The following is a 25,695-nucleotide window of genomic DNA, read 5'->3' as shown; positions in this document are numbered from 1 at the left end:
TGCGGAGAATGACCACGAACCCGTCTTCAGTGTCGCCTGCCGTGATCCGGCTCGCGCGGTATGCGGCTGCGGAGCTGAGGGAGATCGTCGGGGACGACGATGACCCTTTCGGCGTTGCCGAGACCGGTCTGACCTGGCTGCCCAAGCAGGAGCACTTCGCCGTCCGACGGGACGGCCGCCTCGTGGCGCACACGGGTCTGGTGACGCTTCCCCTTTCGGCCGGCCCGGTCGAGACACAGGTGGTGGGGTTCGGCGGGGTGGTCGTCGCTCCTGGTCTGCGGGGGCACGGGCTGGCACGGCTCGTGGTCACCTCCGCTCTGCAACACGCCCGCACGATGGGGCCGCAGTACGGACTCCTCTTCTGCCGGCCGCACCTTGTCCCCCTCTATCAACGCCTCGGCTGGCGGACACTGCGGGAGGACGTCGAGGTCGAGCAGCCGGACGGGCCCGTGGTCATGCCGCTGCGGTCCATGTGGGTGCCACTGCGCGACGGGGCACAGTGGCCCGCGGGGCCGGTACGTCTGCGGTCCCTCCCGATGTGAGCGGTTCCTCCCGATGGGACCGGCGCACCGATGTGAGCGGCCCCCGATGCGGGCGGTTCCTTCCCGCCTCGGGGGGCCCGCCGTGATGCTTCGTGGCCGCCGGTCGTGAGCCCGGCGGCCACCTGTCACCTCCGGCACGCCCGCGGGCTCACCGGCCCGGAGCGGGCAACGGGACGGCCTGCCCCGTGACCCGCACCTGCGGGTTTCCGGGGTCGAGGTCGACGTAGAGATCGCTGGGCCGGCCCATGTCCTCGCCCTGCCGGATGTGCACCCGCAGCGGCTCCGTGACCAGCCCAAGGGCGCGCAGATAACCGCCGAAGGCCGCGGCGGCGGCGCCGGTTGCCGGATCTTCCACGACGCCGCCGACCGGGAAGGGGTCGCGGGCGTGGAAGTCGAGGCGCCCGGGGGCCGCGCGGTGGACGAGGTGCACGGTCGTCCAGCCATGCTGCCGCATGAGGTCGTGCAGCGCGTCGAAGTCGTAGTCGAGGGCGGCCAGTTGTGCCCGGCTCCGTACTCCGAGGACGAGGTGGTCGTTGCCCGCGAAGGCGATGTGCGGCGGGAGGTCGTCGTCCAGATCGTCCCTGGTCCAGCGCAGGGCCCGCAGCACCGGCGCCACCTGAGTGGCGTCCTCGGCCGGGTGGGAGTGCGCCGGCACGCTGGTGAGCGTGGCCTGTGTCAGCCCGTCGACGAGGCCGGTCCCCACCCGGATCTCCCCCGCGGGCGTGTCGAACAGCAGCTCGCCGGTTCCGTAGCGGGAGGCGAGGGCCACGGCCGTGGCGATCGTGGCATGTCCGCAGAAGGCGACTTCGGCGCGAGGGCTGAAGTACCGCAGGCGGTAGCGGCGGGCGGCAGTGTCATGGGCCGTGACGAATGCGGTCTCCGAGTACCCGACGTCCGCGGCGATGGCGAGCATTCGCGCATCGTCGAGGGATGCGGCGTCGAGCACCACACCGGCCGGGTTGCCACCCGCCGGGTCGGTGGTGAAGGCGGAGTAGCGCAGGACTTCGATGCTGTCGGAACTCTGGAGGGTGTCCGGGTGCGAGTCCCGGCCGACGGGGGACGCATGAGGCGACGTACGGGGCGACGTGTGGGGCGGCATGGGAGAAGTCATGGCTTCACGATGGCAGCGAGGCCCGATCGCGTCCAACGATGGTTTTCGCTCGGCCCCATCGGATATCGCGATAACGTACCTCCGGTGGACACCAGACTTCTGCGTACCTTCGTGACGCTCGCCAGGGCGGGAAGCTTCACCGCCACGGCTCGCGCACTCCATCTCGCCCAGTCCACGGTCACCGTCCAGATCCGCACGCTGGAAAAGGAGTTGGGGACCCCGCTGTTCGACCGGATGCCGTCGGGGACGGTCCCGACCCGGACCGGACTGCGGCTGCTGGAAGAGGCCGAAGAAGTGCTCGACGCGGTGGCCCGGCTCCGTGCGACGGCCGCGGCCGGGCAGCGTGATGCGACGGGCGGGGCAGTCGAGGGCCAGGTTGCCGTCGGCGCGGGTGATTCGCTGTGCTCCTCCCGGCTGCCCGGGGTGATCGCTTCCTTGCGGCACGCGCACCCTCGCCTGGACATCCAGCTGCACGCCGCCGGCACGGCCACGGCCGTGGACGGACTGCGCACCGGCCGGCTGGACATCGCACTGCTGCTGGAACCGGAGGTCGGCGAGAGCGATCTGCTGGCCCGCAGGATCGCGGACGAATCGCTGGCGTACGTGGCGGCGCCGGGTCATCCGCTGGCCGGACGGGCAGCCGGCTGGGAGGAGTTGGCGGGCGAAAGCTTCTTCGTGCACGAGGAGGGGTGCTCGTACAGCGACCGGCTCGTCCGCACACTGCTGGGCCTGCCCGGGGCGCCTCCCCGGATCACCCGGTTCGGCAGCATCGATGCCGCCCGGTCGTGTGTCGCGGCGGGTCTCGGTCTGACGCTGCTCCCCCGTGTGACCGTCGAACGCCACCTTCAGGACGGCCAGTTGGCGGTGGTGGACGGCCCGAGGGCGCAGCCGGTGCCCGTCCAGCTCGTCCGGCACCGCAGACGGTGGTTCGCGCCGGGCGCGCAGATCGTGGCCGAGGAGTTGACGCGCGCCTTCGCGGAGGCGTGAAGCCGTGGCAGAGGTGACCGGCAGCGCCGCTCCTCGCCGCCACCGCTTCACGGTCAGCTCAGGAGCCCTACGAGAGTTCGGTTTTGTCCTTCGTCCGCGTGGACGCCCGGCGCGTCGTTTGGACAGGCCCCGGCCCTCCGACACCGTGAAGACGTGCGCCCTCTACTCCTTCGCCTCGCCGCAGCGGCAGCCGTACTCCTGGCCACCAGCAGCTGCGTATCCCTTCCGGCCGACGGCCCGTTGCACGGTCCCGGTCGCGCGCCGGGCGGACGCACGGTCGCTCCGGCCCGGCCGTCCCCGTTGCTGCTGCCCACACGGGGGGCGTCGCACGAGCGGGTGGTGGATGTGGCGTCCGTGCGGCGGAAGGCGAAACGGCACCCGAAGATACACAAGCGAGATGAGGCCGCACCCCGGCATGCGGCGCCGGGAAACCAACGGCCGCGGGGCAGGGGACGGGCACTGCCGCGCCCCGTTCACGCAGCGCCGCCGAGGTCACGTCCGGAGCCGGGACGGGCGGCGCCCCGGCATCGGCGCCACACGGCCCGGGGCCGGGCCCAGTCCCCGGCCCCGGCTTCGCGAGAGCTCCCGCGGGCCTCGCGGCCCCGGCCCGGCATGGACTCCGGCGTGGTGTGCCGGATGGCGTCCGGCCACGTCCGTTCGGACCTTCTGCGGTTGTGCCGCCGGACGTACGGACGCTGAGGCGGTCCGTTCGCCTCTGCGCCGTACGCCCGGTGAGGCCGATGAGTGTGGATCAGTCCAGCCGGATGTCCGTCCCCGCCGACTGCTGACGGGCCGCGGCGACGACGAGGGCTGCGGCCGCCGCGTCCTGCACTGCCACTCCGACGGATTTGTAGAGGGTGATCTGGTCCGGCGAGGAGCGGCCCGGTTTGCTGCCCGCGAGGAGTTCGCCCAGCTCGGCGTGCACTTGCGCCTCGGTGATGACGCCGTCGCGCAGAGGGATCAGCAGGTCGTTGCTGCCCGCGGGGAAGGGCGCCAGCGCCGCCTGCCGTGACTCGACGCATACCAGTGCTTCGGCCACCGTGGCATCGTCGATCTCCCGGCCCTCCGGGTTGAACCCCACCGAGGTCACATGCACGCCCGGGGTCAGCCAGGAGCGGCGGATCACGGGGGCGACGGAGTGGGTGGTCGCGGCGGCGATCTCCGCACCGTCAAGGGCCTCGGCATAGGTGGTGCTCGCCTCAGCGGGGATGTCGAGTGCGGAGGAGAGGTGGCCGGCCAGGGCGGCCGCCTTCGCCTGGTCGCGGCCCGCCACACGGATGTGCCGGATCGGGCGGACCCGGCACATCGCCTCGGCATGCGACCGGGCCTGCGCTCCGGTGCCCAGGACCGCCAGCACCGAGGCGTCCTCGCGGGCCAGCAGGCGTGCCGAGAGCGCCGAACCGGCGGCGGTCCGCGCCGCGGTGATGGCCGTGCCGTCCAGCAGCGCTGCCGGTTCTCCGGTATGCGGATCGAAGACGACGATCAGTGCCTGGTGGGTCGGCACGGGGGTGTCCGCGTTGTGCGGGAAGACGGAGACCAGCTTGCTCATGAGCACCCCGGCCGACGGTACGTAGCCCGGCATGGCTGCCAGGAACCCGTCCCGTTCCGGCACCAGGGCGGCGACGCGGTCCGGCGAGGAGGCGCGGCCGGCGCTCAGGTCCGTCATCGCCGACGCCAGGGCGTCGATCAGCGAATCCATGTCGAGCAGCGCCTCGACCTGCGCACGCCCCAGTACCAGCATCCGTCTCAACCTCCTGATCACAGCGGTACGGCCGACGTTACGCCCAGCCGTGGCAGCGACCGTAGTCCCCTGCGTGTTTCGTTCGGCGGACGATCGGCGGGTGGACCTGACGAGCGCCATCGGGCGACGCGGTGCACGGCGATCACGCCACCCGGCGCGGTGGAGGTGTGCCACGGCGAGGCGCGGGTAGGCGCCGCGACAGCCCTGGGCAATGGGGCCCCGCCGTGCCGGACCGCAATACCGGCTGAGGATGCCATGGCGAGGGGCGACGACGCGGACGGCAATGACAGCGATGACGGCGCATTGTGGTCTCAGGAGCGGGCACACGAGGACAGCGAGCACAGCGAGTAAGACGAGTCAACACGGCGTCTGGACAAGGCAGTTGAGGACGTGCACGAACACAGAGCCCCCGGCGCCTCGAAGTGAGGGAACCGACCGCGCTCGGTCGCGGAGAACGGAGGTAACCATGGACTGGCGTCACGACGCGGTGTGCCGCGAAGTGGACCCGGAGATTTTCTTTCCCGTCGGTAACACCGGCCCCGCGCTCCTGCAGATCGAGGAGGCCAAGGCCGTCTGCCGCCGCTGCCCGGTGATGGGGCAGTGCCTGCAGTGGGCGCTCGAATCGCGCCAGGATTCCGGCGTCTGGGGCGGGATGAGCGAGGACGAGCGGCGCGCCATGCGGCGCCGGGCCGCCCGGAACCGGGCGCGCAGCGCTTCCGTGTAGCCGCAGCGCAGGTCAGGACATGGCGTGGTGGGTACCGGGTGTGCCGCCGGTGCGCCTGTACGCTTTCGTCGCCCCCAGGCGGTGGCCGTGTGTGCGGCAACGACACACGCTCTCCTGTGCCCGAAGGACGTCACCATGCCCACCGACGCACACCCCGGACCCCTGCGCGTCCTTGTTATCGGCGCCGCGCTGCGGGCAGGGTCGACCAATGCCCGGCTGGCTTCCCTCGTCGGACGCATGATGACCGAGGCCGGCGCCGTGGTGGACCTGGCCGCGATGCGGGAATTCGACATGCCGCTGTACGACGGTGATGTCGAGGCCGAGGGAGGCGTTCCGGACGGTGCTCTGGCGCTGCGTGACCGGCTGGAGCGCTGCGATGCCTTTGTGATCGCCTCCCCGGAGTACAACGCTTCCGTGCCGGGGGTCGTGAAGAACGCGATCGACTGGGTCTCGCGGATCCGGCCGCAGCCGTTCAAGACCAAGCATGCGCTGCTGGTGTCCGCGTCCCCCTCCCTGGTCGGCGGCAACCGGGGGCTGTGGGCGCTGAGGGTTCCGCTGGAGCATCTGGGCACCCGGGTCTACCCCGATATGTTCAGTCTTGCCGCGGCGCATCAGGGGTTCACCGAGGACGGGCAGCTGACCGATCCCGCACTGCAGGAACGCCTGCGGGAGACCGTGACGGCCTTCCTCCATCTGGTCGAGGCCGATGCACGCTATGTCTGTCTGCAACGCCGTTGGTACGAGTTCCCGGGCGACCGCACCGAGGCTCCCGTCACCCAGCGGGCGGAGGACTGAGCCGTTCCCTCCGCGGACGCGCGGCCCGGCGCAGCGCTCGGTCCGGGCCGTTGCGCGCCGGGGACGCGGCGGGTGAGGCCGTATCGGGAGGGAGCGCTGTGCCGTCCCGGGGGCGGGGCCTCAGCCGAGGGCGTCGACCAGGTCGGGGACGCGGTGCGCCAGGAGACAGTGCGCCGGATGACAGCGCGCCGGGAGCGGTGCGTGCCTACAGCAGGTGTTCGATCCTGATCGGCAGTTCGCGAGCGCGGTAGCCGGTCGCGTGGAAGACGGCGTTGGCGATGGCTGCCGCGGCGCCGACCATGCCGACTTCTCCGAGGCCCTTGACGCCCAGCGGGTTCACGACCGTGTCCGGTACCTCCACGAACTCGATGTCGACATCGGGGGCGTCGGCGTTGACCGGTACCAGGTACTCCCCCAGGCTCGCGTTCGCCCAGCGGCCGTCGCGGGGGTCGACCACCGTGCCCTCCAGCAGCGCTTGGCCGATGCCCCAGAGCATGCCGCCCATGACCTGGCTGCGCGCGGTGGCGGCGTTGAGGATGCGGCCCGGGGCGAAGGCGCCGACCATCCGGCGTACGCGGACCACACCGAGGTCCGGGTCGACGGCGACCTCGGCGAACTGCGCGCCGAAGGTGGCGAGCCCGTACGGCACGTCCGGGGGCGGCGGGCTCCAGCTGCCGAGGGCGTCCATGTCGGTCATGAAGTGGCGCTGCATCAGGTCGCGGTAGGACTCGACACCACCGGGCCGGTCCGGCAGCTCCATCCGTCCGTCGCGGACGACGACGGCGGCCGGGTCCGCCTGGTGCAGGGGGGAGGCGGGGTCGGCGATCGCCTGCTCGATCATCTGGTCGCGGAGCGTGGTGGCCGCGGTGTGCACCGCGGCGCTGATCATGCCGGCGCCTGCCGAGCCGACCGTCGCCGCGACGTTCGGCAGGTCGGTGTCGCCGTACTCGAAGCGGACGTTCTCGACGGGGATCCCCAGGCCGTCGGCGGCGACCTGGGTCATCGCGGTGGCCGATCCGGTCCCGAACTCCTGCGTGCCAGCCTGCACCACGGCGAAGCCGTCGGCATAGAGACGGGCCCTGGCACGTTGCGGCTGCATGGGGAAGAACACCGGGTATCCGGCGGTGGCCATGCCTTTGCCGATCAGCCAGTTGCCGTCCCGCTGGGAGCGGGGTTCGGGGTTGCGGGAGTGCCAGTCGAAGCGGGCCGCGCCGCGGCGGTAGCACTCCTCCGCGCCGTCGCTCGACCACGGATGACCGGTCCGGGGATCGGACTGTGCGTGGTTGCGCAGCCGGAGTTGTACCGGGTCGACGCCGATGCGGTGGGCGAGCTCGTCCATCAGGCATTCCATGGCGTACATGCCGGTGGTCTCGCCGGGCCCGCGGGTGAAGGTGGGTGTCATGGTGTTGCCGCGGATCAGCCGGTAGACGCCCTCGTAGTTGGGGCAGGCGTACGCTTGCGAGGCGATGCTGAGCGAGGGTTCGGCCCAGTCGTCGAAGGGCGAGGTCAGCGAGAGCTTGTGGTGGCGCAGGGCGGTGAGCCGGCCCTCGTCCGTGGCGCCGAGCTCGATGCGCTGCTCCTGCTCCTCGCGGTGCCCGCAGGAGGTGAACATCTGCTCGCGGGTGAGCGCCAGTTTGACGGGGCGCCGCACATGGCGTGCGGCCATGGCGGCCAGGGTGACATGCGGCCAGATCATGGCCTTGCAGCCGAATCCCCCGCCGACGTACGGAGCACGGACCCGCACCTTCGACGGAGGGATGCCCAGCAGTGCCGCCACGGTGCTCTGGCTCGCCACGATTCCCTGGGTGGCGTCGTAGAGGGTGAGCCGGTCGCCGTCCCAGACCGCTGTGGTGGCCGACGGCTCGATGGGATTGTGGTGGTTCGCCGCGAAGTGGTAGGTCACGTCGAGGCGTTGGGTCGCCGCCCGGAAACCGGCCTCGACATCTCCGCGCACGCTGCGTGCGGGAAGGAATCCCGCGAAGATCGCCTCGGGTTCGTAGGCCTGGTCCCGGCCCTCTTCGAGCGTGGTGACGGAGGGGCTGCGCTCGTAGTCGACACGGACCTGCCGGGCCGCGAACTGGGCGCGTTCGCAGGAGTCGGCGATCACCATGGCCACCGGCTGTCCGAAGTAGTGCACGGCTTCGTCCTGCATCGGGAAGAAGCTCTCCCCGGGGGCGGCGTGACCGGCCAGCGACGGCAGCAGATGGGGCGGGGCGGCGACTCTCGGCAGGTTCCGGTGGGTCAGTACGGCCAGCACACCCCCGGCGTTCTCCGCGGCGCGGGTGTCGATGCCGGTGACCCGGCCGCAGGCGGTGCGGGCGCCGACGAGAGCGGCGTACACGGTGCCGGGCAGGGTGTACTCCGCTGCGTAGCGGCCGCTTCCGGTGACTTTGGCCCGGCCGTCGACGCGCGGGAGAGGCCGGCCGACGGCCGTGAGGGTGGCGCCCGTGGTCATACCGGCCCGCCTCCTTGCGCGGCAGCGGTCTGCAGGGCACGGACGATGGTCCGCCGGGCGAGTTCCGCCTTGAACGCGTTCATCGGGCGGGTGACGGCGGGGGCCAGCTCCGCGCCCGCGGCCCGTGCGAACGCGTCCGCCTCGGCGCGCCGCCCCACGAGCAGGTCCTCGGCCCGGTGTGCGCGCCACGGCTTGGTCGCCACGCCGCCGAGGGCGAGCCGGACCTCACGGATCACTCCGTCCTCCAGCGCCAGCGCCGCGGCTGCCGACGCGAGGGCGAACTCGTAGGACTCGCGGTCGCGCACCTTGAGGTAGAGCGAGCTGCGCGCCACGGGGGCCGGGGGCACCTCGATCGCGGTGATCAGTTCACCGGGTGTGAGGGGGTGCTCCCGCTCGGGCGTGTCCTCGGGGAGCAGGAAGAAGTCGTCAACCGGGATGCCGCGGGAGCCATGGGCGCCCTCCACGTGCACGACGGCATCCAGGGCGACGAGCGCGACCGCCATGTCCGAGGGGTGGGTGGCGATGCAGTGGTCGCTGGTGCCGAGGATCGCGTGGCCGCGGTGGGCTCCCTCCAGTGCGGAACAGCCGCTGCCCGGAACGCGCTTGTTGCATGCGGATTCGGGATCCCGGTAGTAGGCGCACCGCACACGCTGCATCAGGTTTCCGCCCATGGAGGCCATGTTCCGCAGCTGGGCGGAGGCCCCGAGCAGCAGTGCCTGGGAAAGCATCGGAAAGCGCTGCACCACGGCCGGCGCCTCGGCCACCTCGCTCATCCGGGCCAGCGCGCCGATGAGCAGTCCCCCGTCGGGATAGTCCTCGATTCCGGCCAGGGGCAGTCGGTTGATGTCCACGAGGCGGTGGGGCCGCAGCACATCGAGGCGGAGCAGGTCAACTTCCGTCGTGCCGCCCGCCAGGTAGGAGCTTCCGGGGTCGCTGGTCACCGCCCGGACGGCAGTGGTCACATCCGTCGGACGGGTGTAGCTGATGGCACGCACGTCACTGTCCTGTCCTGTGGCCGTACACCTCGCGGATGGCGGAGCGGATGTGCGGATAGGCCGCGCAGCGGCAGATGTTGCCGCTCATCCACTCGGCGATCTCGCTGTCGGATCCGGCATGTCCTTCGTTCAGCACGGCGACGGCCGACATGATCTGCCCGGGGGTGCAGTACCCGCACTGGAAGGCGTCGTGCTCGAGGAAGGCACGCTGCATCGGGTGCAGTTCCCCGCCCTCGGCGAGGCCTTCGATGGTGGTCACTTCCCGGCCTTCGCAGGTGACGGCCAGCGTCAGACAGGCCAGCACTCTGCGCCCGTCGACCCAGACCGTGCACGCCCCACAGGTTCCCTGGTCACAGCCCTTTTTGGAACCGGTGAGAGCCATGTGCTCACGCAACGCGTCCAGCAGGCTGACCCGGGGTTCCAGGTCCAGGACGCAGGAGACGCCGTTGACGACCAGGTCCATTTCCACGCTGTCGGGCCCTCGCGTGCGCATGGCCGCGGACTCGGCCACGGACATTGACGCGCCTTTGTCTGCCACGACACTCACCTCGGAGTCGGTGCCTACGTCGAGCCTCCGTCCGGTCGTACGGGCTCGCAACCGGACGAAGGGCGTGGCGGCGGGCGTGGCAGAGGCGACAGAAGGCGTGACGCAGGTGTTCCGGGCGGGCGGGCGCGGCTGCACCCGGAGAGCCCGGACCGGGATACCCGGAGGCCCCGGACAGGTCCCCCTACGGGATAATGCGCAGCATGCGGATCTCAGCCAGAGCGGACTATGCCGTGCGGGCGGCGCTGCAACTCGCCGCTACCCGGGATGCGGGGCCGCTCAAGGCGGAGGCCATTGCCCAAGCGCAGGACATTCCGCATAAATTCCTCGAAGGCATCTTGAACGACATGCGCCGGGGCGGGCTCGTGCACAGCCAGCGCGGCGGCAACGGCGGCTACCGGCTGGCCAAGCCCGCGGAGGCGATCAGCATCGCGGATGTCATCCGCGTCGTGGACGGCCCGCTGGTGTCGGTACGCGGAGTCCGCCCGCCGGAGTTGTCCTACACGGGGCCCGCCGAGTCACTGCTGCCGCTGTGGATCGCGCTGCGGGCCAATGTCCGCCAGATCCTCGACGGCGTCTCCCTGGCCGATGTCGCCTCGGCCGAGTTGCCGGACCCGGTGTCCGCGCTGACCGAGGACCCGGCGTCCTGGTCCAACCCGTAGGGCTTCGTCCAGGCCCCTCATCGGGCCCCTCAGGGCTCCTTCAGGGCTCCCTCGGGATTCCGGGGTGCCCCTCCGTGTGTGGTCCGGATGCCAAGACCGGGCTGTCCATCCCTTGAACGCCCCTTGATCCGCCCGCAGTCCGGAAGCATTCTCTTTCCTATCAATCCAGTGGGAAAACTAGGGAATCAGGGGTGGGAGAAATGGGCGTGCGGACACCGGTACGTACCGATTCACCGGCAGGCCGGCCGGTCTCCCCGGCAGGCGGTCCGGCCTTCCCGGCCGCGCCGGAGACGCCCGACGGGACGGGGAACGGCGCCGTGCCGAAGGAATCCGCCGCTCGCCCCGCCTTCACGGAGCCCCGCCCCCCTGCCGAGGAAGGGATCCGGCTCCGCATCACCCGGGAGATCGCGGATGATCTCGCCGTCGACGCGCTCAGCCGCGACCGTGCGGGCAAGCCTCCGTTCGACGAGGCCGCACGGCTGCGCGAAGCGGGTCTGCCCGGCCTGCTGACACCGCCCGGACCTGCCAGGCGCGGCACCGACTGGCGTACCGCCTGCGCGGTCATCCGGGAGATCGCGGCTGCCGACAGCTCCATCGGTGAACTGCTGGCCCGGCACTATGTGTTGTCGTGGAGTGCCCGTTTCTTCAGCACCCCGGAAAAGGCCGACGGGCTCGAACTCCGGTCGGTGGCGGAGCAGTGGCTCTGGGGCGGCAGCACCGATCTCCCGGACCTGGAACCGACGGCGGGCCCCGATCTGACGCTCACCCCGGCCGGCGGCGGGTACGTCCTGCACGGGTGCAAGGCGCTCGCCGCGGGCGTCCAGGTCGCCGACCGGCTGATGCTCGGCGCGGTGTGCGCCGAGAGCGGTGAATCAGTGATCGTCTGCGTCGATCCGACCCACCCGGGGGTGGTGGCCGATGCCGAGCACGACCGTCTCGGCCAGCGGCTCACGGGCGCCGGGCGCCTGAGCTTCGATGGTGTCCCCGTCCCCGCCGACCAGGTCCTCGGTGCCGTCCCCCACGATGAGCACGCCGTCTCCCCCTTCGCCACGCTCGCCCCGCTGGCGCTCCGGCTCGCCCTTGTCCACGTCAGCCTGGGGACCGCCGAAGGAGCGCTTGCCGAGGCCCGGGACATCGACCGGGCCGCCTCGCGCGGCCGACCGGCCACGAGGTCGGACGACGGTGCGCACCCGCATGCGTACTCGGAGGCGTACTCGGATGTGTACTCGGACCGGACGGGTGGGGACCCCTACCAGCTGCTCGCCTACGGGGAGTTGGTGACGGCCGCCCACACCGCCGCGGCGGTGGTCGAATCGGCGACCGAGGCCTTGGCGCGCGGCTTGCTCGCGGGGCAGGAACTCGGTGTGGACGAGCGCGCGGACATCGCGGTCCTGGTCGCCGCGGCCGAGGCGGTCACCGGCAGGTCGGCGATGGACATCACGACCCGTGTCCTGGAACTCACCCAGGGCGCGGACTCCCCGGCCGGGGCCCTGGGGTTCGACAGGTTCTGGCGCAACGCACGTCTGCTGACGGCGCAGGCCTCCCCCGCCCACGCGCTCCGCGACATCGGCGACCACTATCTGAACGGTACGCACCCCGCCCTGACCCTGCGCGCCTGACGAGCTGCCGCCGACCGGGCGGAGTCCTCGGTTCCGCGGACACCGGGCGGAGTCCTCGGCCCCGCGCGCCACCGCGGGGTCACCCCGCCGCGCCACGGGGGTCATTCGCCCGGCACGGTCGGCGTAGCTTCGGAAGGATCCGTGCCGGGGGCTGCTACATCTCATGAGGGCGCCCCGAGCGGGGGCAGCCCCCGTAGGTCCTGGGAGGTGGCGCCGTGTCCGTATTGCGCAACGATTCCCTGCCGCCTCCCAGACGGGGGGAGCCCCTGCAGCGGCTGCTGTTCGGCGGGGTGTACGGCTCGGTGCTCGCCAGTGCGCTGGCGGCCGCGCTGGGCCATGAGGGGAACCCGGCGGACCCCGGGTACGACGCATTGTGGGTGGCGCTGTCGGCGGTGGCGTCGGCCGCCGCGCACGGCTACGCCCATTCCATCGCGCACCGCACGGACGAGGACTCCCAGGTCACCGCCAGCGCGGTGCGTTCCATGCTGACCGAATGGCCGCTGGTGGCCGCGATGGTGCCGACGATCGCGGTGCTGCTCGGCGCCCAGGCGAAGTGGTGGGGTGAGGCGAGCGCCATCGACGTCGCCCTGGGCTTCAACATGGTGGCGCTGTTCGGCTGGGGGGTGTGGGCGGCCCGGGTGGCGGGCCGGCGCTGGGCGGCGTCCTTCCGGGTCGGTGGGGTGGATGTGCTGATCGGGCTGTTCATCGTGGTGGCGAACGTCTTGAGCAAATAGGGGGCGGCGGCCGCCCGGCGCGCGCCGCACCCGGACGTCGGTGCGCCGGGCCACGAGGGTGACGAGCACGGCACCACAACACTTGCCCTCGCGGGGCCGCGGCGCCGCACCACCGCGGCACCGCGGCCGTCCGCCGCCGAGGAATCAGGTGAGGGGTTCCACGGCCAGCCAGGCGGCGATGGCCTGGGCAATGGGCTGGTCGGTCTCCAACTGGACGAAGCCGAACTGGCCGCCCTGGTTGCACTCGAGGAACCACCATGTCCCGTCCGGGTCTTCGGCGAAGTCAAAAGCGCCATAGGCGAGCCGGGCGGTGGACATATAGGTGGTCACCGCCCGGTGGACGGAGTCCGGCACCTCGGCAGGCTCCCAGGTTCCGTGCTGGCTGAAACGGCTGTCCACCTCGTCGGGATCGGCTTTCTTGCGGGCGGCGAACAGCTGCTCGCCGACGCAGGTCAGCCGGATATCGGCCTCCTTGTGGATGTGCTGCTGGAGCAGGGTGGGGCCGGCCGCGACGCCGCTGAAGTCCGCGTCCGGGCTGATGCGCGTGGTAGGCAGCACGAGCGGCGGGTCGCCGGGGTGCTTTCCGCTGACCGACTTCACCACGAGGTCCTGGTGGGCGGCGGCGAACTGCCGGGCGACCGCCGGGAACGTGGTGATCAACGTGGGGGGCACGAGGAAACCGCTGCGATGGGCGAGACGGAGCTGCCAGGGCTTGTTGCGTGCCTGCACGGACGCGACAGGGTGGTTCATCCAGCGCGCCGGGGTGCAGGAGAGCATGCCGTACAGCGCCTGCTCGGATTCCGCCGTGATCCAGGCGGACTGCTCCGGGGCGCGCGCCCCGGGAGCGCCGGGGCGGCGGACCCATACCGAACGCAGACTGCTGAGGCTCACCATGCGGGTGCCCGCTTTGAGGTATCCGTGGAAGTCGTCCCCGGCGTACTCCGCCGACAGGGCAACCCTTCCGGGCAGGTCGGCGGGGTCGAGGCGGACGAGCGGGACACCGAGGTCCTGCAGCGTGGACACCACGATGTCCGCCGTCAAGTCTTCCTCGCAGGTGAGGACCAGGACGGTCATGGGGGCGCTCAGTCGTCGAAGTGGGTCTTGGAACCGGCGGTGGAGGCGGTGGTGCCGGTCGCCAGCAGCACCGCCCGGCTACAGGTGGCCGGGCGCCCGTCCGGAAGGACGTTGAGTTGCCGCGTGGCGTCATAGCTGTAGGGGGTGGTCGTCGGCGATTTCACCGCCGGACGGGCGTAGCTCAACGCAAACGGTCGCATACCTTCTCCTTCGAAGCCCGGTTTCCGAGCCCTTGCCGCGGGGCACACTTGAAGGCCCCGTTTGATGACTCTGCACGGAAGACGCGACAATCTGGTCAGTAAGTTGCCTCATTTGCTCGTTTTCGGCGATCCTCTTGACTCAAATGCGGCGATCACGTACTCACCGGTCGTGCCAAGTACCGTCGTCGAGGCACGCCCTGACGGCCCGTTCAGGAAAGAGCGCACACCGATTGCCCACCCTGAAGGAGACTTCCCCGCACGCGACTTGAGCACGCGGAAGGGCCCCGGCACGGCGATCCGGGGCGGGGCGGAACCGCACGCCGGATCGTGCACACCGCTCGCTCCGCGCCCGCCGCGTGCACGACGGACGGGACGTGGGCATCAAGGTGTGCCATGTGGGGCTGGTGTGCGGGATTCGGTCCGCTATCCGGGCGACGGCCTCTCTTCGGCCGGCACCGGCAACGGCTCATCGGCCAGGATGGCAGTGACGAGCTTCACAGTCAGCCGGTGCCATGCGCGGGCGCCGCGGAGCATGGTGTGGCCGCCGCGCGGCATGGCGACCGTGTGGGCCCGGGCCCCCGACTGCCGGGCGCGGTCGGCGAAGAGCCGGGATCCTTCGGCCTCGGTGATCCGGTCACGGTTGTCGTGCAGCAGTACGACGGTCCGGTCGCGCAGCTGGGAGACGGGCTCCCCGGGCGGGCACCACGGGGCGAGCGCGACGATGCCGCGGACCGCCGGATGCCCGCCGGCGTGCAGGGCGGCCCTGCCGCCCATGGAGTGGCCGACGAGCACGACCGGCACGTCGGCGGCGAGCGCGGCCAGCTCGTCGAGCGCCCGGCGGGCGTCCTGGGCGGCGTCCGCCTGCGGGCCGTTCCAGCCGCGGCAGCGGTAGCGCACGGACGCGAGCAGCAGTTGCCGCCCGCCCGGTGCCCGGGTCATCGCGGAACCGAAGGGACGCATCCGCAGCGCGGGGAGGTTGAGCCGCGGAGGCGGAGTGCGGCCGTCCGCCCGGCCGCCGTGCAGGAGCAGCACCGCAGCCCGTGGCGGGTCCGGGTGGCGGTGGACGAGCAGCGGCCGGTGCGGGTTCCGGCGTCCGCCGCCGAAGCCGGGGTCCGTGGGCCGTTCCGGGCCGGTGGTCATGGGCGGGGGTCCTCCGGGTGGGGGTGTCGGCGCGGTGGCAGGGGAAAGAAACCGCTGGTGCGGGCCGTGTAGGCAGCGTAGCCGGGGCGGTCGGCCAGGTGGTTCTCCAGCAGTCGCTTACCGCTGCCGTGGAGGAGCAGGTACGACATCACCAGTGGCGAGACCACGGCGACCGCGGCGCTCTGCGGGGTGCCGCGGGCCGACAGGAACAGCCCCCACCAGACGAGGAAGTCGCCGGAGTAGTTGGGGTGGCGGGTCCAGGCCCACAAGCCGCGGTCCATGATGCGGCCCCGGTCGGCGGGGTTGGCCGTGAACCGGACAAGCTGGAAATCGCCGACGCTCTCGAAGACGAAGCCGGTCGCCCACACCACCCCGCCGGCGACGGCACCCGTCCCCAGCGGCACCGCAACGTACTGCGTCACCCGCACCGGGAGCGAGATCAGCCGCACCAACCCGCCCTGCAACAGGTACACCGTGCGCAGGGCGTAAGCGTCGCGGCTGCCGGGGGCCTTGTGCCTCCTCAGGCCGGGGCGGGGCCGCGTCCGGGGTGCGGCGGCCCGCTCACCGAGGATTCGGTGCCGGGGGCGGGGCGGATTGGTCTCGACGTTCCGGCCACCGCGACGCCTCGACGGACACCGGCGGCCGGCCCTGGAACGGCCGGCCGCCGGTGACCCGTCGTGAAACGTCAGCTCATACCCGCAGGATGCCCAGCGGCGGGCTGGTGGGACTGCTGGAGCCGCCCGCGGGTTCGGCCGTGATGCCGACTCCGTCCGCGCCCTGCGGTCCGCCGGTCAGCAGCATCGTGCCCGAGGATCGGCCGGGCTCGACGAGTCCGGCGGGCACCATCGTGCCGTTGCGGCTGTACCAGAGTTCGTACACCCGCTGATCCGGCAGTGCCGGCAGGCCGTGGTAGAGGAAGGCGGTCCGTCCCATCCGCCGGGAGGCCACCACGGTCCCGCTGCCCCCGCCCTTGAAGGCCGTGGTGTGGAAGGTGGCGTCCGGCGCGGTCATCAGGGCACTGACCTCGGCCGCCTGTGCCTCGGCGCGGGCGGTACGGTCGCGCTGCTGGTCGGCGTCGTAGCGGGCGTTGACGGCCAGTCCGCCGGCGACCGCGGCGACGGCCAGGCAGGCGGCGGCCGCGAAGTAGGGCAGGCGGCGGCGTGCGCGACGGCGCAGCGGGACCACCGTGGCCTCGCGCGGTACGGGCGGAAGCTGCCGGACTTCGGGAAGGGCCGCCATCACCCGCATCCGGAGATCCGCCGGGGGCACCTCGGCGACCGCCAGGGCGAGCCGGGCGGCGGTCTCCTGCAGCTCCCGCACTTCCCTGGCGCAGGCCTCGCACTGGGCGAGGTGGCGGTCGAACTCCGCCGCCTCGCGCCCGGACAGCGCCCCCAGGGCGTAGGCACCGGTGAGCGTGTGCAGATCGACGGTGTTCATGCCGACACCCCCAGGCAGTCGCGGAGCCGGATCAGCCCGTCGCGCAGCCGTGTCTTGACCGTGCCCAGCGCCGTGCCCAGCAGGTCGGCGGTCTCCCGGTAGGTGTACCCGCGGTAGTAGGCGAGCGTCACCGACTCCCGCTGCAGTTCGGTCAGCTGCCCCAGGCAGCGGCGCACCTGCTCACGCTCCAGCCGCCGTTCGACCTGTTCGCTGACCTCGTCGAAGGCCGCGGTGTAGGCGTGCACTCCGGCCCGGTGGTCACGGTCGGCCGCCGCCTGGGCCGAGCGCACCCGGTCCACCGCGCGCCGGTGGGTCAAGGTCATGATCCAGGCCATGGCGCTGCCCTGCCGCGCGTCATAGCGGGCCGCGGACCGCCACACCTCGATCAGCACCTCCTGTGCCACCTCCTCGGACTGGGCGGGGTCCCGTACCACCCGGCGCACCAGACCCAGCACGGAACCGGCAACTGCTGTGTAAAGACTCTCGAATGCTTGCTGGTCACCGCGGGAGACGCGGTCGAGCAGTGCTTCCAGCGCGCCGGAATGCGGCGCTGAGGATCGGTCGCCGCGGGCTGCGACGGGCATGGACACCTCCGGACGGTGACAGGGTCACCGGTGATTCGGCGCCGGGCGGCACCCGGATTGGTCGGAAGGGATTCTGGCCTACGCCGCGGCGGGCACCGCGGGCGGGCCCTCCGGTTTTCCCGCGCGTCGGACCCCGCCTCCCGGCCCCTTGCTGCGGAAGGATCACCGTCGGGCTCATCGAGGCACAGGGAGGTCCGGGCGTGCGGGACGCGGAGGTCGTCATCGTCGGCGCGGGTGCGGCCGGGCTGTCGCTCGCCTACCGGTTGTGCGCACCGGCGGCGGGCCACCGGGAGCCGAGGGTGCTGCTCGTCGACGCCCCGCACGGGCCGCTCACCCCGCAGGAACGGACCTGGTGTTACTGGGAAGCGCCGGGCGGCGCCTTCGACTCCGTGCTGACCGCTTCGTGGGAGCGGCTTCGGGTGCACGGCCCCGACGGGGCGGCGACGGAAGGACGGCCCGCGCCCTTGCGGTACAAGATGCTGCGCTCGCGTGACTTCGAGGCCTTCGTCGGCGCCCGTCTCGCCGGCCGGAGCCATGTCGTCCGGGCCACCGCGACGGTGGAGTCCGTACGGGACGCCGCCGGCGGCGCGGAGGTACGGGGGCGCGACGAGGCCGGACGTCCGGTGGTCTTCCGGGCGCGCTGGGCCTTCGACTCCCGGCCCGGCGGCCGGCTCCCGCCGGCCCGCACCACCCTCCAGCAGCACTTCCGGGGCTGGTTCGTCCGCACCGGGCGGCCGGCGTTCGATCCCGCGACCGCGGATCTGATGGATTTCCGCACCCCGCAGCCCGCTCACGGCCTGTCCTTCGGGTACGTCCTGCCGCTGAGCGAGCGCACGGCGCTGGTGGAGTACACCGAGTTCTCCCGCCGCGTCCTGCACACCGCCGCCTACGAGCGGGCGTTGCGCCGGTACACCGCGCAGGTGCTGCGGCTGGACGGGTTCCGGGTGACCGCTGTCGAGCAGGGCGTGATCCCGATGACCGACGGCCGGTTTCCGCGGCGGGCGGGCCGCTCGGTGTTCCGCATCGGGACCGCGGGCGGCGCCACCCGTGCGTCGACCGGGTACACCTTCTCCGCCGTACAACAGCAGTCCGCGCACCTCGCGGCCGCCCTCCTGGCGGGCCGGCCGCCGCTCCCGCCGCCCGCGCACACGGCCTGGCACCGGGCGATGGACGCCGTGCTGCTGCGTGCACTTGACCGCGGCCGGGTGGACGGCGCCGAGTTCTTCACCGGGCTGTTCCGCACGGTGCCGACGGAGCGGCTGCTGCGGTTTCTCGACGGCCGCTCCCGCCTGTGGGAGGACTTCACCATCGGCCTGCACACCCCGGTGCTGCCCATGCTCCGTACCGCCGCCGAACTTCCGCTGCTGCGCCGTACGGGCCACGGTGCGGTGCGCCGGCCCGTCGCACGTCCCCGACGACCGGAGGAGAGCCGGCCATGACACCGCCGCACGAGGGCAAGCCCGGCCACGGGATGCGCCCTTCGGAAGAGAGCGTGATCCGCGGACGTGCGCGGGGCGGGGCCGCGCGGCACGGACGCGACCGCCGGGCGCAACGGGTGCCGGGGCCGCCGGGGCGGGAGCGGGCCGCGGCCGACGGCCCCGGTGTGGCGGTGGTCGGCGGCGGGATCGCGGGCCTCGCCGCCGCGACCGCGCTGGCCGAGCGGGACGTGCGGGTGACGCTGTACGAACGCGAACCGGACCTGGGCGGCCGGCTGGCGGGCCGGCCCGTGCGGCTCGCCGACGGCTCCACGGCGACCATGAGCCGGGGGTTCCACGCCTTCTTCCCGCAGTACTACAACCTGCGGGGGCTGCTGCGCCGGGCCGACCCGGGACTGGACATGCTCCGACGGCTGCCCGACTACCCGCTGCGCCACCGCGCGGGCCTGCGGGACAGCTTCGCGCGCGTGCCCCGGACACCGCCGTGGAGCGCCCTGGGATTTGTGGCGCTCAGTCCCACCTTCACCTGGCGGGACCTGGCGCGGATGCGCCCGGGTGCGGCCCTGCCGCTGCTCGACGTGAGGGTGCCGCAGGTCTACGAGCGGCTGGACGGCATCAGCGCCCAGGACTTCCTTTCCCGCATCCGCTTCCCCGAGGCCGCGCGGCATCTCGCGTTCGAGGTGTTCTCCCGGAGTTTCTTCGCCGACCCACGGGAACTGTCCGCCGCGGAACTGGTGTTGATGTTCCACATCTACTTCCTCGGCTCCAGCGAAGGGCTGCTCTTCGACGTCCCCGCCGAGCCCTTCCCGCAGGCGTTGTGGCACCCCCTCGGCCGGTATCTGACGGGGCACGGGGTGCGGCTGCGCACGGACACGGCGGTGACCCGGGTCGAGCCGGCCGCGGGCGGCGGGCTGCGGGTCGTCGCGCGGGGCGAGGCGCGCCGGTTCGACGCGGTGGTGCTGGCGCTGGACCCCGGCGGGCTGCGGCAACTCGTCGCCGCCTCGGACGGTTTGGGGGACGCCGCGTGGCGGGCGCGGATCGGCCGGCTGCGGACCGCGCCGCCGTTCCTGGTGTCGCGGCTGTGGCTGGAGCGGCGGGTGCGCGCCGACCGGCCCGGTTTCCTGGGCACCAGCGGCTACGGGTCCCTGGACAACGTCAGCGTGCTGGAGCGCTGGGAAGGGGAGGCGGCCCGCTGGTCGGCCCGTACCGGCGGCTCGGTGCTCGAACTGCATGCCTACGCCGTGGCCCCGGGAGCAGACCGGGCGGACGAACAGCGTCGCCTGGTGGAACAGTTGCACGCCGTCTACCCGGAGACGCGCGGTGTCCGGATCGTCGACCGGCGGCACGAGTGGCGCGCGGACTGCCCGCTGTTCCCGGTGGGCGGCTTCGGCGACCGGCCGACCGTGCACACGCCCGACCCCCGGGTGGTGGTCGCGGGCGATGCGGTGCGCACCCCGTTCCCGGTGGCGCTGATGGAGCGCGCGGCGACGACCGGGTTCCTCGCGGCCAATGCGCTGCTGAGGCGCTGGGGTGTACGCGGCCAGACCCTGTGGACCGTGCCGGACAGGGGGCGCTCCGCGGTATTGCGGTGGGCGGCACGGTGGGGGGAGCGGTGAACGGGGGCGCTCCCGGCCCGTCGAGGTGGCGGGCCGGGTCCTGTCTTCGAAGTCCCTTGCAGCAGGCGGAACTTCGAAGACAGGCAGGGCCCAAGGACGCCGGCCGGTGTCAGCCCGGGAAACGTCCGCTGCTGCGCAGTTCCCAGCGGCGCTCGGCATAGGCCAGGTCGTCCCGCCACAGCCGTCGCGAGCCGGCGCGCAGCAGCGGGCGCAGGGCGGGCGCGGCCGCGCGCGCGAGGGCGAAGCCGGGACGCCGGGAGGTGGCGACGACCGCCTCGGTGACCGCGGTGCGCGGCCGCCCCCGGTCGTCCGGGCCCAGCGGGGTGGCGTGGGTCTCCACCACGGAGCCCCGGCCCTCCCCGGCCACGATCCGCATCACCACCGTGCGCGGCTCGGGGGCGGTGAAGTGGGCCGTGACCGGCACCACGGCGCGCCCGGCGACCTTGAAGGAGACCTCGACCGCGATGCCGTCCGCCGCCTCCCCGCCACTGTCCGAGGGGGTGCCGGCCACGGTGAGGTCGACGAAGGAGTACGGGTGGAGCCAGGCGCCGTGCCACGGGTCGAGACGGTTGGCCATCACGTCCTCGGGATCGCAGCGGCCGGTGACGGTGTGCACCGCGGTGACGGCACCCGCCGTCCGCGGCCGGGCGGGCAGGACCGGCTCGGGCAGCGGCTGCTCCCCGCCGGCCCCGTCGAGGCGTACCCAGGCCAGCAGCCCGTCGTCGTAGGCGGGGAACGGCTCCCAGCCCGCGAACGGGGCACCGTCCAGGGCGAGTCCGTGCCAGCGGCAGCGGAGGATGCCACAGTGCACGGGGCTTCGGTCCAGCGGCGCGCCTAGATGCGGACAGGCCCCTGGCCCCGCCATCAGCCGGCCGGCCGGGTCGCGCCAGGCGACGACCTCGATACCGGCGACGGTGCGGCCGAATGCCCGGTGGACGCCGATGCCGCCGCTCGCGCCGAGGACGAACCAGTTGCCGGACGGGCGGGCGAGGGCGGCCTTGACGGCGTCGGCGATGCGCGCGGGTTGCGCGTCGCGCCAGGTGGGACGCTGCGCTTCCCACGGCACGGGCCTCGGCCGCAGCCGGAGCGGGAGCCGCGGAGGCCGGCGGGCCTGTCGGGTCATGAGGTCTCCTCCTGCGGGCGGTGTGGCACCCCGGCATGTCGCACGGCGGGGCGGCGGGCGGCGATCCGGGCGGCGGCGACCCGGGCCAGGCCGCCGGACGCGGTGGCCGCACGGCGTCTGCGGGAGACCACCGCGCGGCGGTGCAGCACGGCGTACCCGTCGTCGCGTACGGCATCGAGGATGGCGCGGTAGAGGACGAACGCGGTGCGGATACACGGGCGCGACACCGGATCGAGCAGGGCGAGGCCGGGCTCCGCCTCGCGGTAGACGCCGCGGGTGAGCTCGGCGGCCGCCGTCATGGCCGCGGTGATCCGCGGGTCGCGGTGGCCGGTGTCCCGGCTCCACCGCAGCAGTGCGCGGTCGACGCCGTGCGCCGCCAGCAGGTCGGCGGGCAGGTAGATCCGGCCCCGGTCGAGGTCTTCGCCGACATCGCGCAGGAAGTTGGTGAGCTGGAAGGCGATGCCCAGGGCGGCGGCGTGCGGTGCGGCTTCCTCCTGCGGCACGACCGTGCCGAGCACCGGCAGCATCTCCAGCCCCATCACCGCGGCCGAGCCGTGCACATAGCGCCGCAGGTCCTCGTACGTCGGGTAGTCCGTCACGGTCAGATCGCTGCGCATCGACGCCATGAAGTCCGTGAAGTGCCGGTGGTCGATGCCGTACACGGCCGTGGTGTGCGCCACCGCACGCACCACCGGTTCCGCGGTCTCTCCCCCGCGCAGGGCCTCCTCCAGGCAGCGCTGGAGGGAATCGAGCGCCCGTGCACAGTCAGCGGTGGAGCGGCCCGCTCCGGGTTCGTCGACGAGGTCGTCGGCCCAACGGGCGAAGCCGTACAGGGCGTGGACGGCCGGCCGTCGTTCCACGGGCAGCAGCCGGGTGGCGAGGAAGTAGGTCTTGCCGTGCCGGGCGTTGAGCCGGCGACAGTGGGCGTAGGCGTCGCGCAGAAGGGGGTCGGTGATACCTGCGGCGTCCAGTTCGCGAGCGGTCATGCCGGGATGCCTCTCGGGGTGGTGCGGGGCTGGCCTGCGGGGGAACGGGCGGGCCGCGGGCCGGTGATGCGGGCCGCGGCGAGCTTGCCGGAGATCAGGACGGTGGGGACGCCGACGCCAGGGGTCGTGCCGCAGCCCGCCAGCACGGCGTTCTCGGCGCCGCGCACGAGGTTGCGGGGGCGGAAGGGGCCGGTCTGCGCCAGGGTGTGGGCGGCGGAGAACGGTGTTCCGGCGGCGAGCCCCTGCGCGGCCCAGTCGGCGGGGGTGACCAGGTGGTGCACCTCGGTGGCGGCACCGATGCCGGTGAGTCCCCGGCGCTCCAGTACGGAGAGCAGGCTGTCGCGGTACCGGGGGGCCAGGTCGTGCCAGTCCCCGGCGCCCGGGCCGGTCTCGGTGTTGGGACAGGGCGCCAGGATGTAGTGCAAGTGGCGCCCTGGCGGGGCGAGTTGGGGGTCGGTGGCGGTGGGACGGGTGAGGAGCAGCGAGGGATCGCTCATCAGCCGGCCGGTGCGGGTGAGTTCGTCGAAGGTCCGCTCCCACGCGGTGCCGAAGGAGAGCGTGTGGTGCGCCAGCCGCGGCCAGGTCCGGTCGGTACCGGCATGCAGGACCACCGCGGAAGGCGCGTGACGGAGGCGGAGCGGGCGGCGGGGGCGCCGGCCGAGCAGCCGGTGGACGACCGGGAGGTCGGGGGTGAGGACCACCGCGTCGCAGGGGATGCGCTCGTGCGCGGTCACCACGGCGGTGATCCGGTCACCGCTGCGTTCCAGCCGGGTGACCGGGTGGCCGTAGCGGAAGACGGCACCGGCGTCGGCGGCCGCGTCCGCCATCGCCCGGGGCAGGGCGTGCATCCCGCCGCGGGGGAAGTACACGCCGTTGACCGTGTCCATATAGGCGATGACGGCATAGGCGGCCAGGGCACGCGCGGGCGGCACACCGGCGTACAGCGCCTGGAAGGAGAAGACCCGGCGCAGCCGCGGGTCCGGCAGGAAGCGGCCGATGCGGTCGTCGAGCCGGCCGAAGCCGCCGAGCGCGGCGAGGCGGACCAGGTCCGGGTGGAGCAGCTGCAGCGGTGAGTCGAAGTTGGCGTCGATGAAGCGGTGCCGCTGGACCGCGTACAGCTGCTGGAGCCAGTGCCGCAGCCGCCGGTAGCCGTGGGCCGCCGCGGGGCCGGCGAACCGTTCGACCTCGGCCTCCATCGCCTGGGCGTCGGTGTGCACGTCCAGCTCGCTGCCGTCGGCGAACCGGGCGCGGTACGCCGGGTGCAGGGCCCGCAGTTCCATCCGGTCGGTGAGGCGTTCGCCGACCGCGGCGAACGCCTCGTCGATGAGGTCCGGCATGGTCAGTACGGTCGGCCCGGTGTCGATGCGGTAGCCGTGGCTCTCGATCCGGCCGGCCCGGCCGCCGGGCAGCGCCTCGCGCTCGACGACCGTCACCCGCCGGCCGGCGCCGAGCAGATGCAGCGTGGCGGCCAGTCCGGAGAGGCCGGCGCCGACCACCACGATGTGGTCGGTGGGGCCCTTGACGGTTCTCATGCGCTGTCCCCTTCGGCTGAACTGCCCCCCTCGGCAAAACCGCTGTCTTCAGGCGGACCGGAAGACCAGCGCGGCGTTCTGCCCGCCGAAGCCCATGGAGAGGCTGGCGGCGGCGGACTGGGCCGTGGTGCGGGGCACTTTGGCCACGATGTCCAGGTCGATGGCGAGGTCGGTGTCCTCGTGGTTGGCGGTGGGAGGGATGGTGTCCCGTTGCAGGCTCAGGACGGTGACGGCCGCTTCGATGGCGCCGGCCGCTCCGATGGCGTGTCCGAGCGCGCCCTTGAGGGAGGTGACGGCGGGGGGCTCGGGGAAGACGCTGCGCAGCGCCTTGGCTTCGGCCAGGTCGTTGCGCCGGGTGCCGGTGCCGTGCGCGTTGATGTGGTCGATGTCCCCGGGCGCCGCACCGGCGTCCGCCAGCGCTGCGGTGAGGGCCGCCGCGGCTCCCCGGCCGTCCGGGTCGGGGGCGGCGTAGTGGTAGGCGTCGCAGCTCGCCCCGTAGCCGGCCAGCTGTGCGCGCGGGCGGGCGCCGCGGGCCTGCGCGTGGGCCGGGCGCTCCAGTACCAGGACGGCTGCGCCTTCGGAGAGGACGAAGCCGTCGCGTCGGGCGTCGAAGGGGCGGCAGGCGCCCGCGGGGTCCTCGCTCCGCCGGGAGAGGGCTCCCATGCGGTGGAAACAGGCCGCGGGGATGGCGTGGCACGCGGATTCCGCCCCGCCGGCCAGGACGATGTCGCAGGTCCCGGCGCGCAGCAGATCACGGGCGATGCCCAGGGCGCTGCTCCCGGAGGCGCAGGCGGTGGAGACCGCGAAGTTGGGTCCCGTGACCGCCAGGTCGAGCGCGATTTCGGCGGCTGCCATGTTGGGCACGCTGCGGGTGATGGCGAGCGGCGAGATGTCGAGCGGGCGGCCGGCCGCGAGCTTGGCGAACTCGCCAGCATAGCGCTCCATGCTGCCCGTACCCGTCCCCATGACCACCCCGATGCGTGCGGGGTCCCGGTCGGCCGGGCTGCCGAGCCCGGCGTCGGCGACGGCGTGCCGGGCGGCGAGGACCGCCATGGCAACGAAGCGGTCCAGCCGCCAGGCGGTTTTACGGCCGACCAGGGCGGCGGTGTCGAAGTCCGGCACCCGGCAGGAGATGTCCACCGGCAGACCCGCGAGTTCCGGGTCCCGGGCGGCGGTGGACCGGCCGGTGAGCAGGCCGTCCCAGGTGGCCCGGGCGCCGATGCCGGCCGGGGTGATGACGCCGAGGCCGGTGACGGCGGCCTCCCGGCACTGACCGGGCATCAGACCCCGCTGTTCGGCGCCGCGGTCAGAGCCGTGTCGGGGTCCCGGGCGTCCATGAGGGCCGCCAGTTCCTCGATGGTCGTCTGCAGGGGAACGTCGTCGAGCGAGATCCCGGTGCGTTCCTGCAGCATCAGCCCCATCTCGACCAGCGCGAGCGAGTCCAGCCCCAGGTCCTCGAAGGTGCGCTCGGGGGTGACCTGGGCCGGGTCGAGGTCGAAGGTTTCGGTGAGGGTGCTGGTGATCAGCTCGGTACGGGTGAGCACGGGTGACTCCTTCGGTGGGTGAGGCGGTGCCGGCGACGGCCACGGGCGCGGTGCGGTCCGGCGCGTACGCCGGTGCGGACCGGCACCGCGCGTCCGTTCAGCGGCAGCCCTGAA

24 protein-coding genes and 1 pseudogene are annotated in these 25,695 nt (G+C 73.0%); 9 read left to right on the top strand and 16 right to left on the bottom strand.

Annotated features, from left to right (window positions below):
* The first annotated feature begins 8 nt into the window (after positions 1 to 8).
* Positions 9 to 542 carry a GNAT family N-acetyltransferase gene (locus tag ABZ851_RS13740; RefSeq protein WP_361125857.1) on the top strand — a complete coding sequence of 178 codons (534 nt, stop codon included), beginning with the start codon at positions 9 to 11 and terminating at the stop codon, positions 540 to 542.
* A 148-nt stretch (positions 543 to 690) separates the two neighbouring features.
* On the opposite strand, the gene ABZ851_RS13735 is transcribed toward ABZ851_RS13740, so the two are convergent.
* On the bottom strand, positions 691 to 1,653 hold the full coding sequence (locus ABZ851_RS13735) for a PhzF family phenazine biosynthesis isomerase (RefSeq protein WP_361125854.1): 963 nt from the start codon (positions 1,651 to 1,653) through the stop codon (positions 691 to 693).
* Between the two features lie 84 nt (positions 1,654 to 1,737).
* Here ABZ851_RS13735 and ABZ851_RS13730 point away from each other — a divergent pair, with 84 nt between their 5' ends.
* Positions 1,738 to 2,640: a LysR family transcriptional regulator gene (locus tag ABZ851_RS13730; RefSeq protein WP_361125851.1), complete on the top strand. Its 903-nt coding sequence runs from the start codon at positions 1,738 to 1,740 to the stop codon at positions 2,638 to 2,640.
* 751 nt (positions 2,641 to 3,391) lie between these two features.
* On the opposite strand, the gene ABZ851_RS13725 is transcribed toward ABZ851_RS13730, so the two are convergent.
* The gene (locus ABZ851_RS13725; protein WP_361125848.1) at positions 3,392 to 4,381 is read right to left on the bottom strand and encodes an ornithine cyclodeaminase family protein; all 990 of its coding nucleotides are present in this window, start codon (positions 4,379 to 4,381) and stop codon (positions 3,392 to 3,394) included.
* Between the two features lie 466 nt (positions 4,382 to 4,847).
* Between ABZ851_RS13725 and ABZ851_RS13720 the strand changes: the two genes are divergently transcribed.
* Positions 4,848 to 5,105: a WhiB family transcriptional regulator gene (locus ABZ851_RS13720; protein ID WP_361125845.1), complete on the top strand. Its 258-nt coding sequence runs from the start codon at positions 4,848 to 4,850 to the stop codon at positions 5,103 to 5,105.
* 135 nt (positions 5,106 to 5,240) lie between these two features.
* Positions 5,241 to 5,900, top strand: a complete 660-nt coding sequence (locus ABZ851_RS13715) for an NAD(P)H-dependent oxidoreductase (protein WP_361125842.1) — start codon at positions 5,241 to 5,243, stop codon at positions 5,898 to 5,900.
* A 205-nt stretch (positions 5,901 to 6,105) separates the two neighbouring features.
* Here the strand turns inward: ABZ851_RS13715 and ABZ851_RS13710 are convergent, their stop codons facing one another.
* From ABZ851_RS13710 to ABZ851_RS13700, 3 genes are read right to left on the bottom strand one after another with little or no spacing between them, the layout of a single operon-like run.
* Positions 6,106 to 8,355, bottom strand: coding sequence for a xanthine dehydrogenase family protein molybdopterin-binding subunit (locus ABZ851_RS13710; protein WP_361125839.1), 2,250 nt, complete (start codon positions 8,353 to 8,355; stop codon positions 6,106 to 6,108).
* Positions 8,352 to 9,350 carry a xanthine dehydrogenase family protein subunit M gene (locus ABZ851_RS13705; protein ID WP_361125836.1) on the bottom strand — a complete coding sequence of 333 codons (999 nt, stop codon included), beginning with the start codon at positions 9,348 to 9,350 and terminating at the stop codon, positions 8,352 to 8,354. Before ABZ851_RS13705 ends, ABZ851_RS13710 begins: the two co-directional genes overlap by 4 nt.
* A gap of 1 nt (position 9,351) precedes the next feature.
* Positions 9,352 to 9,813, bottom strand: coding sequence for a (2Fe-2S)-binding protein (locus ABZ851_RS13700; RefSeq protein WP_361126253.1), 462 nt, complete (start codon positions 9,811 to 9,813; stop codon positions 9,352 to 9,354).
* 284 nt (positions 9,814 to 10,097) lie between these two features.
* Here ABZ851_RS13700 and ABZ851_RS13695 point away from each other — a divergent pair, with 284 nt between their 5' ends.
* The 3 genes from ABZ851_RS13695 (at position 10,098) to ABZ851_RS13685 (ending at position 12,909) form a co-directional block, all read left to right on the top strand.
* Positions 10,098 to 10,556, top strand: a complete 459-nt coding sequence (locus tag ABZ851_RS13695; protein WP_361125833.1) for an Rrf2 family transcriptional regulator — start codon at positions 10,098 to 10,100, stop codon at positions 10,554 to 10,556.
* A 317-nt stretch (positions 10,557 to 10,873) separates the two neighbouring features.
* Positions 10,874 to 12,175, top strand: coding sequence for an acyl-CoA dehydrogenase (locus tag ABZ851_RS13690; protein ID WP_361125830.1), 1,302 nt, complete (start codon positions 10,874 to 10,876; stop codon positions 12,173 to 12,175).
* Positions 12,176 to 12,390: 215 nt separating this feature from the next.
* On the top strand, positions 12,391 to 12,909 hold the full coding sequence (locus ABZ851_RS13685) for a hypothetical protein (protein ID WP_361125827.1): 519 nt from the start codon (positions 12,391 to 12,393) through the stop codon (positions 12,907 to 12,909).
* A gap of 144 nt (positions 12,910 to 13,053) precedes the next feature.
* Here ABZ851_RS13685 and tgmB read toward each other — a convergent pair whose 3' ends face one another.
* From tgmB to sigK, 6 genes and pseudogenes are all read right to left on the bottom strand, one after another.
* Positions 13,054 to 13,983, bottom strand: coding sequence for an ATP-grasp ribosomal peptide maturase (gene tgmB, locus ABZ851_RS13680; RefSeq protein WP_361125824.1), 930 nt, complete (start codon positions 13,981 to 13,983; stop codon positions 13,054 to 13,056).
* A gap of 8 nt (positions 13,984 to 13,991) precedes the next feature.
* A complete protein-coding gene (gene tgmA / locus ABZ851_RS13675; protein WP_030079154.1) occupies positions 13,992 to 14,183 on the bottom strand; it encodes a putative ATP-grasp-modified RiPP in 192 nt (63 codons plus the stop codon).
* 423 nt (positions 14,184 to 14,606) lie between these two features.
* Positions 14,607 to 15,323 (bottom strand): alpha/beta fold hydrolase, encoded by a 717-nt coding sequence (locus tag ABZ851_RS13670; protein ID WP_361125821.1) that lies wholly within the window; start codon positions 15,321 to 15,323, stop codon positions 14,607 to 14,609.
* A pseudogene (locus ABZ851_RS13665) lies at positions 15,320 to 15,835 on the bottom strand (DUF1295 domain-containing protein); the annotation flags it as partial. The gene ABZ851_RS13670 and the pseudogene ABZ851_RS13665, both read right to left, overlap by 4 nt.
* A 178-nt stretch (positions 15,836 to 16,013) precedes the next feature.
* Positions 16,014 to 16,760, bottom strand: a complete 747-nt coding sequence (locus ABZ851_RS13660) for an anti-sigma factor (protein WP_361125818.1) — start codon at positions 16,758 to 16,760, stop codon at positions 16,014 to 16,016.
* The gene (sigK, locus tag ABZ851_RS13655) at positions 16,757 to 17,344 is read right to left on the bottom strand and encodes an ECF RNA polymerase sigma factor SigK (RefSeq protein ID WP_311621997.1); all 588 of its coding nucleotides are present in this window, start codon (positions 17,342 to 17,344) and stop codon (positions 16,757 to 16,759) included. The genes ABZ851_RS13660 and sigK overlap by 4 nt, the downstream gene beginning before the upstream one ends.
* Positions 17,345 to 17,544: 200 nt before the next feature.
* On the opposite strand from sigK, the gene ABZ851_RS13650 reads away from it, so the two are divergent.
* Together ABZ851_RS13650 and ABZ851_RS13645 are read left to right on the top strand one after the other, a co-directional pair.
* Entirely contained in the window at positions 17,545 to 18,783 is a 1,239-nt protein-coding gene (locus ABZ851_RS13650) for a lycopene cyclase family protein (protein ID WP_361125815.1), read from the top strand.
* A 32-nt stretch (positions 18,784 to 18,815) separates the two neighbouring features.
* Positions 18,816 to 20,396, top strand: a complete 1,581-nt coding sequence (locus ABZ851_RS13645) for an FAD-dependent oxidoreductase (protein WP_361126250.1) — start codon at positions 18,816 to 18,818, stop codon at positions 20,394 to 20,396.
* A 109-nt stretch (positions 20,397 to 20,505) separates the two neighbouring features.
* On the opposite strand, the gene ABZ851_RS13640 is transcribed toward ABZ851_RS13645, so the two are convergent.
* Genes ABZ851_RS13640 through ABZ851_RS13620 form a run of 5 tightly spaced genes read right to left on the bottom strand, consistent with a single transcriptional unit; the run spans position 20,506 to position 25,581 of the window.
* Entirely contained in the window at positions 20,506 to 21,519 is a 1,014-nt protein-coding gene (locus tag ABZ851_RS13640; RefSeq protein WP_361125812.1) for a DUF5914 domain-containing protein, read from the bottom strand.
* On the bottom strand, positions 21,516 to 22,505 hold the full coding sequence (locus ABZ851_RS13635; RefSeq protein WP_361125808.1) for a phytoene/squalene synthase family protein: 990 nt from the start codon (positions 22,503 to 22,505) through the stop codon (positions 21,516 to 21,518). Before ABZ851_RS13635 ends, ABZ851_RS13640 begins: the two co-directional genes overlap by 4 nt.
* Entirely contained in the window at positions 22,502 to 24,037 is a 1,536-nt protein-coding gene (crtI, locus tag ABZ851_RS13630; protein WP_361125805.1) for a phytoene desaturase family protein, read from the bottom strand. The genes ABZ851_RS13635 and crtI overlap by 4 nt, the downstream gene beginning before the upstream one ends.
* Positions 24,038 to 24,085: 48 nt before the next feature.
* Positions 24,086 to 25,318 (bottom strand): beta-ketoacyl-[acyl-carrier-protein] synthase family protein, encoded by a 1,233-nt coding sequence (locus tag ABZ851_RS13625; protein WP_361125803.1) that lies wholly within the window; start codon positions 25,316 to 25,318, stop codon positions 24,086 to 24,088.
* Positions 25,318 to 25,581, bottom strand: a complete 264-nt coding sequence (locus ABZ851_RS13620) for a phosphopantetheine-binding protein (protein WP_361125800.1) — start codon at positions 25,579 to 25,581, stop codon at positions 25,318 to 25,320. The genes ABZ851_RS13625 and ABZ851_RS13620 overlap by 1 nt, the downstream gene beginning before the upstream one ends.
* Positions 25,582 to 25,695 lie beyond the last annotated feature (114 nt).

Source organism: Streptomyces sp. NPDC047049 (assembly GCF_040643995.1).
GTDB lineage: Bacteria > Actinomycetota > Actinomycetes > Streptomycetales > Streptomycetaceae > Streptomyces > Streptomyces mooreae.
This window is presented reverse-complemented; position numbering and strand designations above follow the sequence as displayed.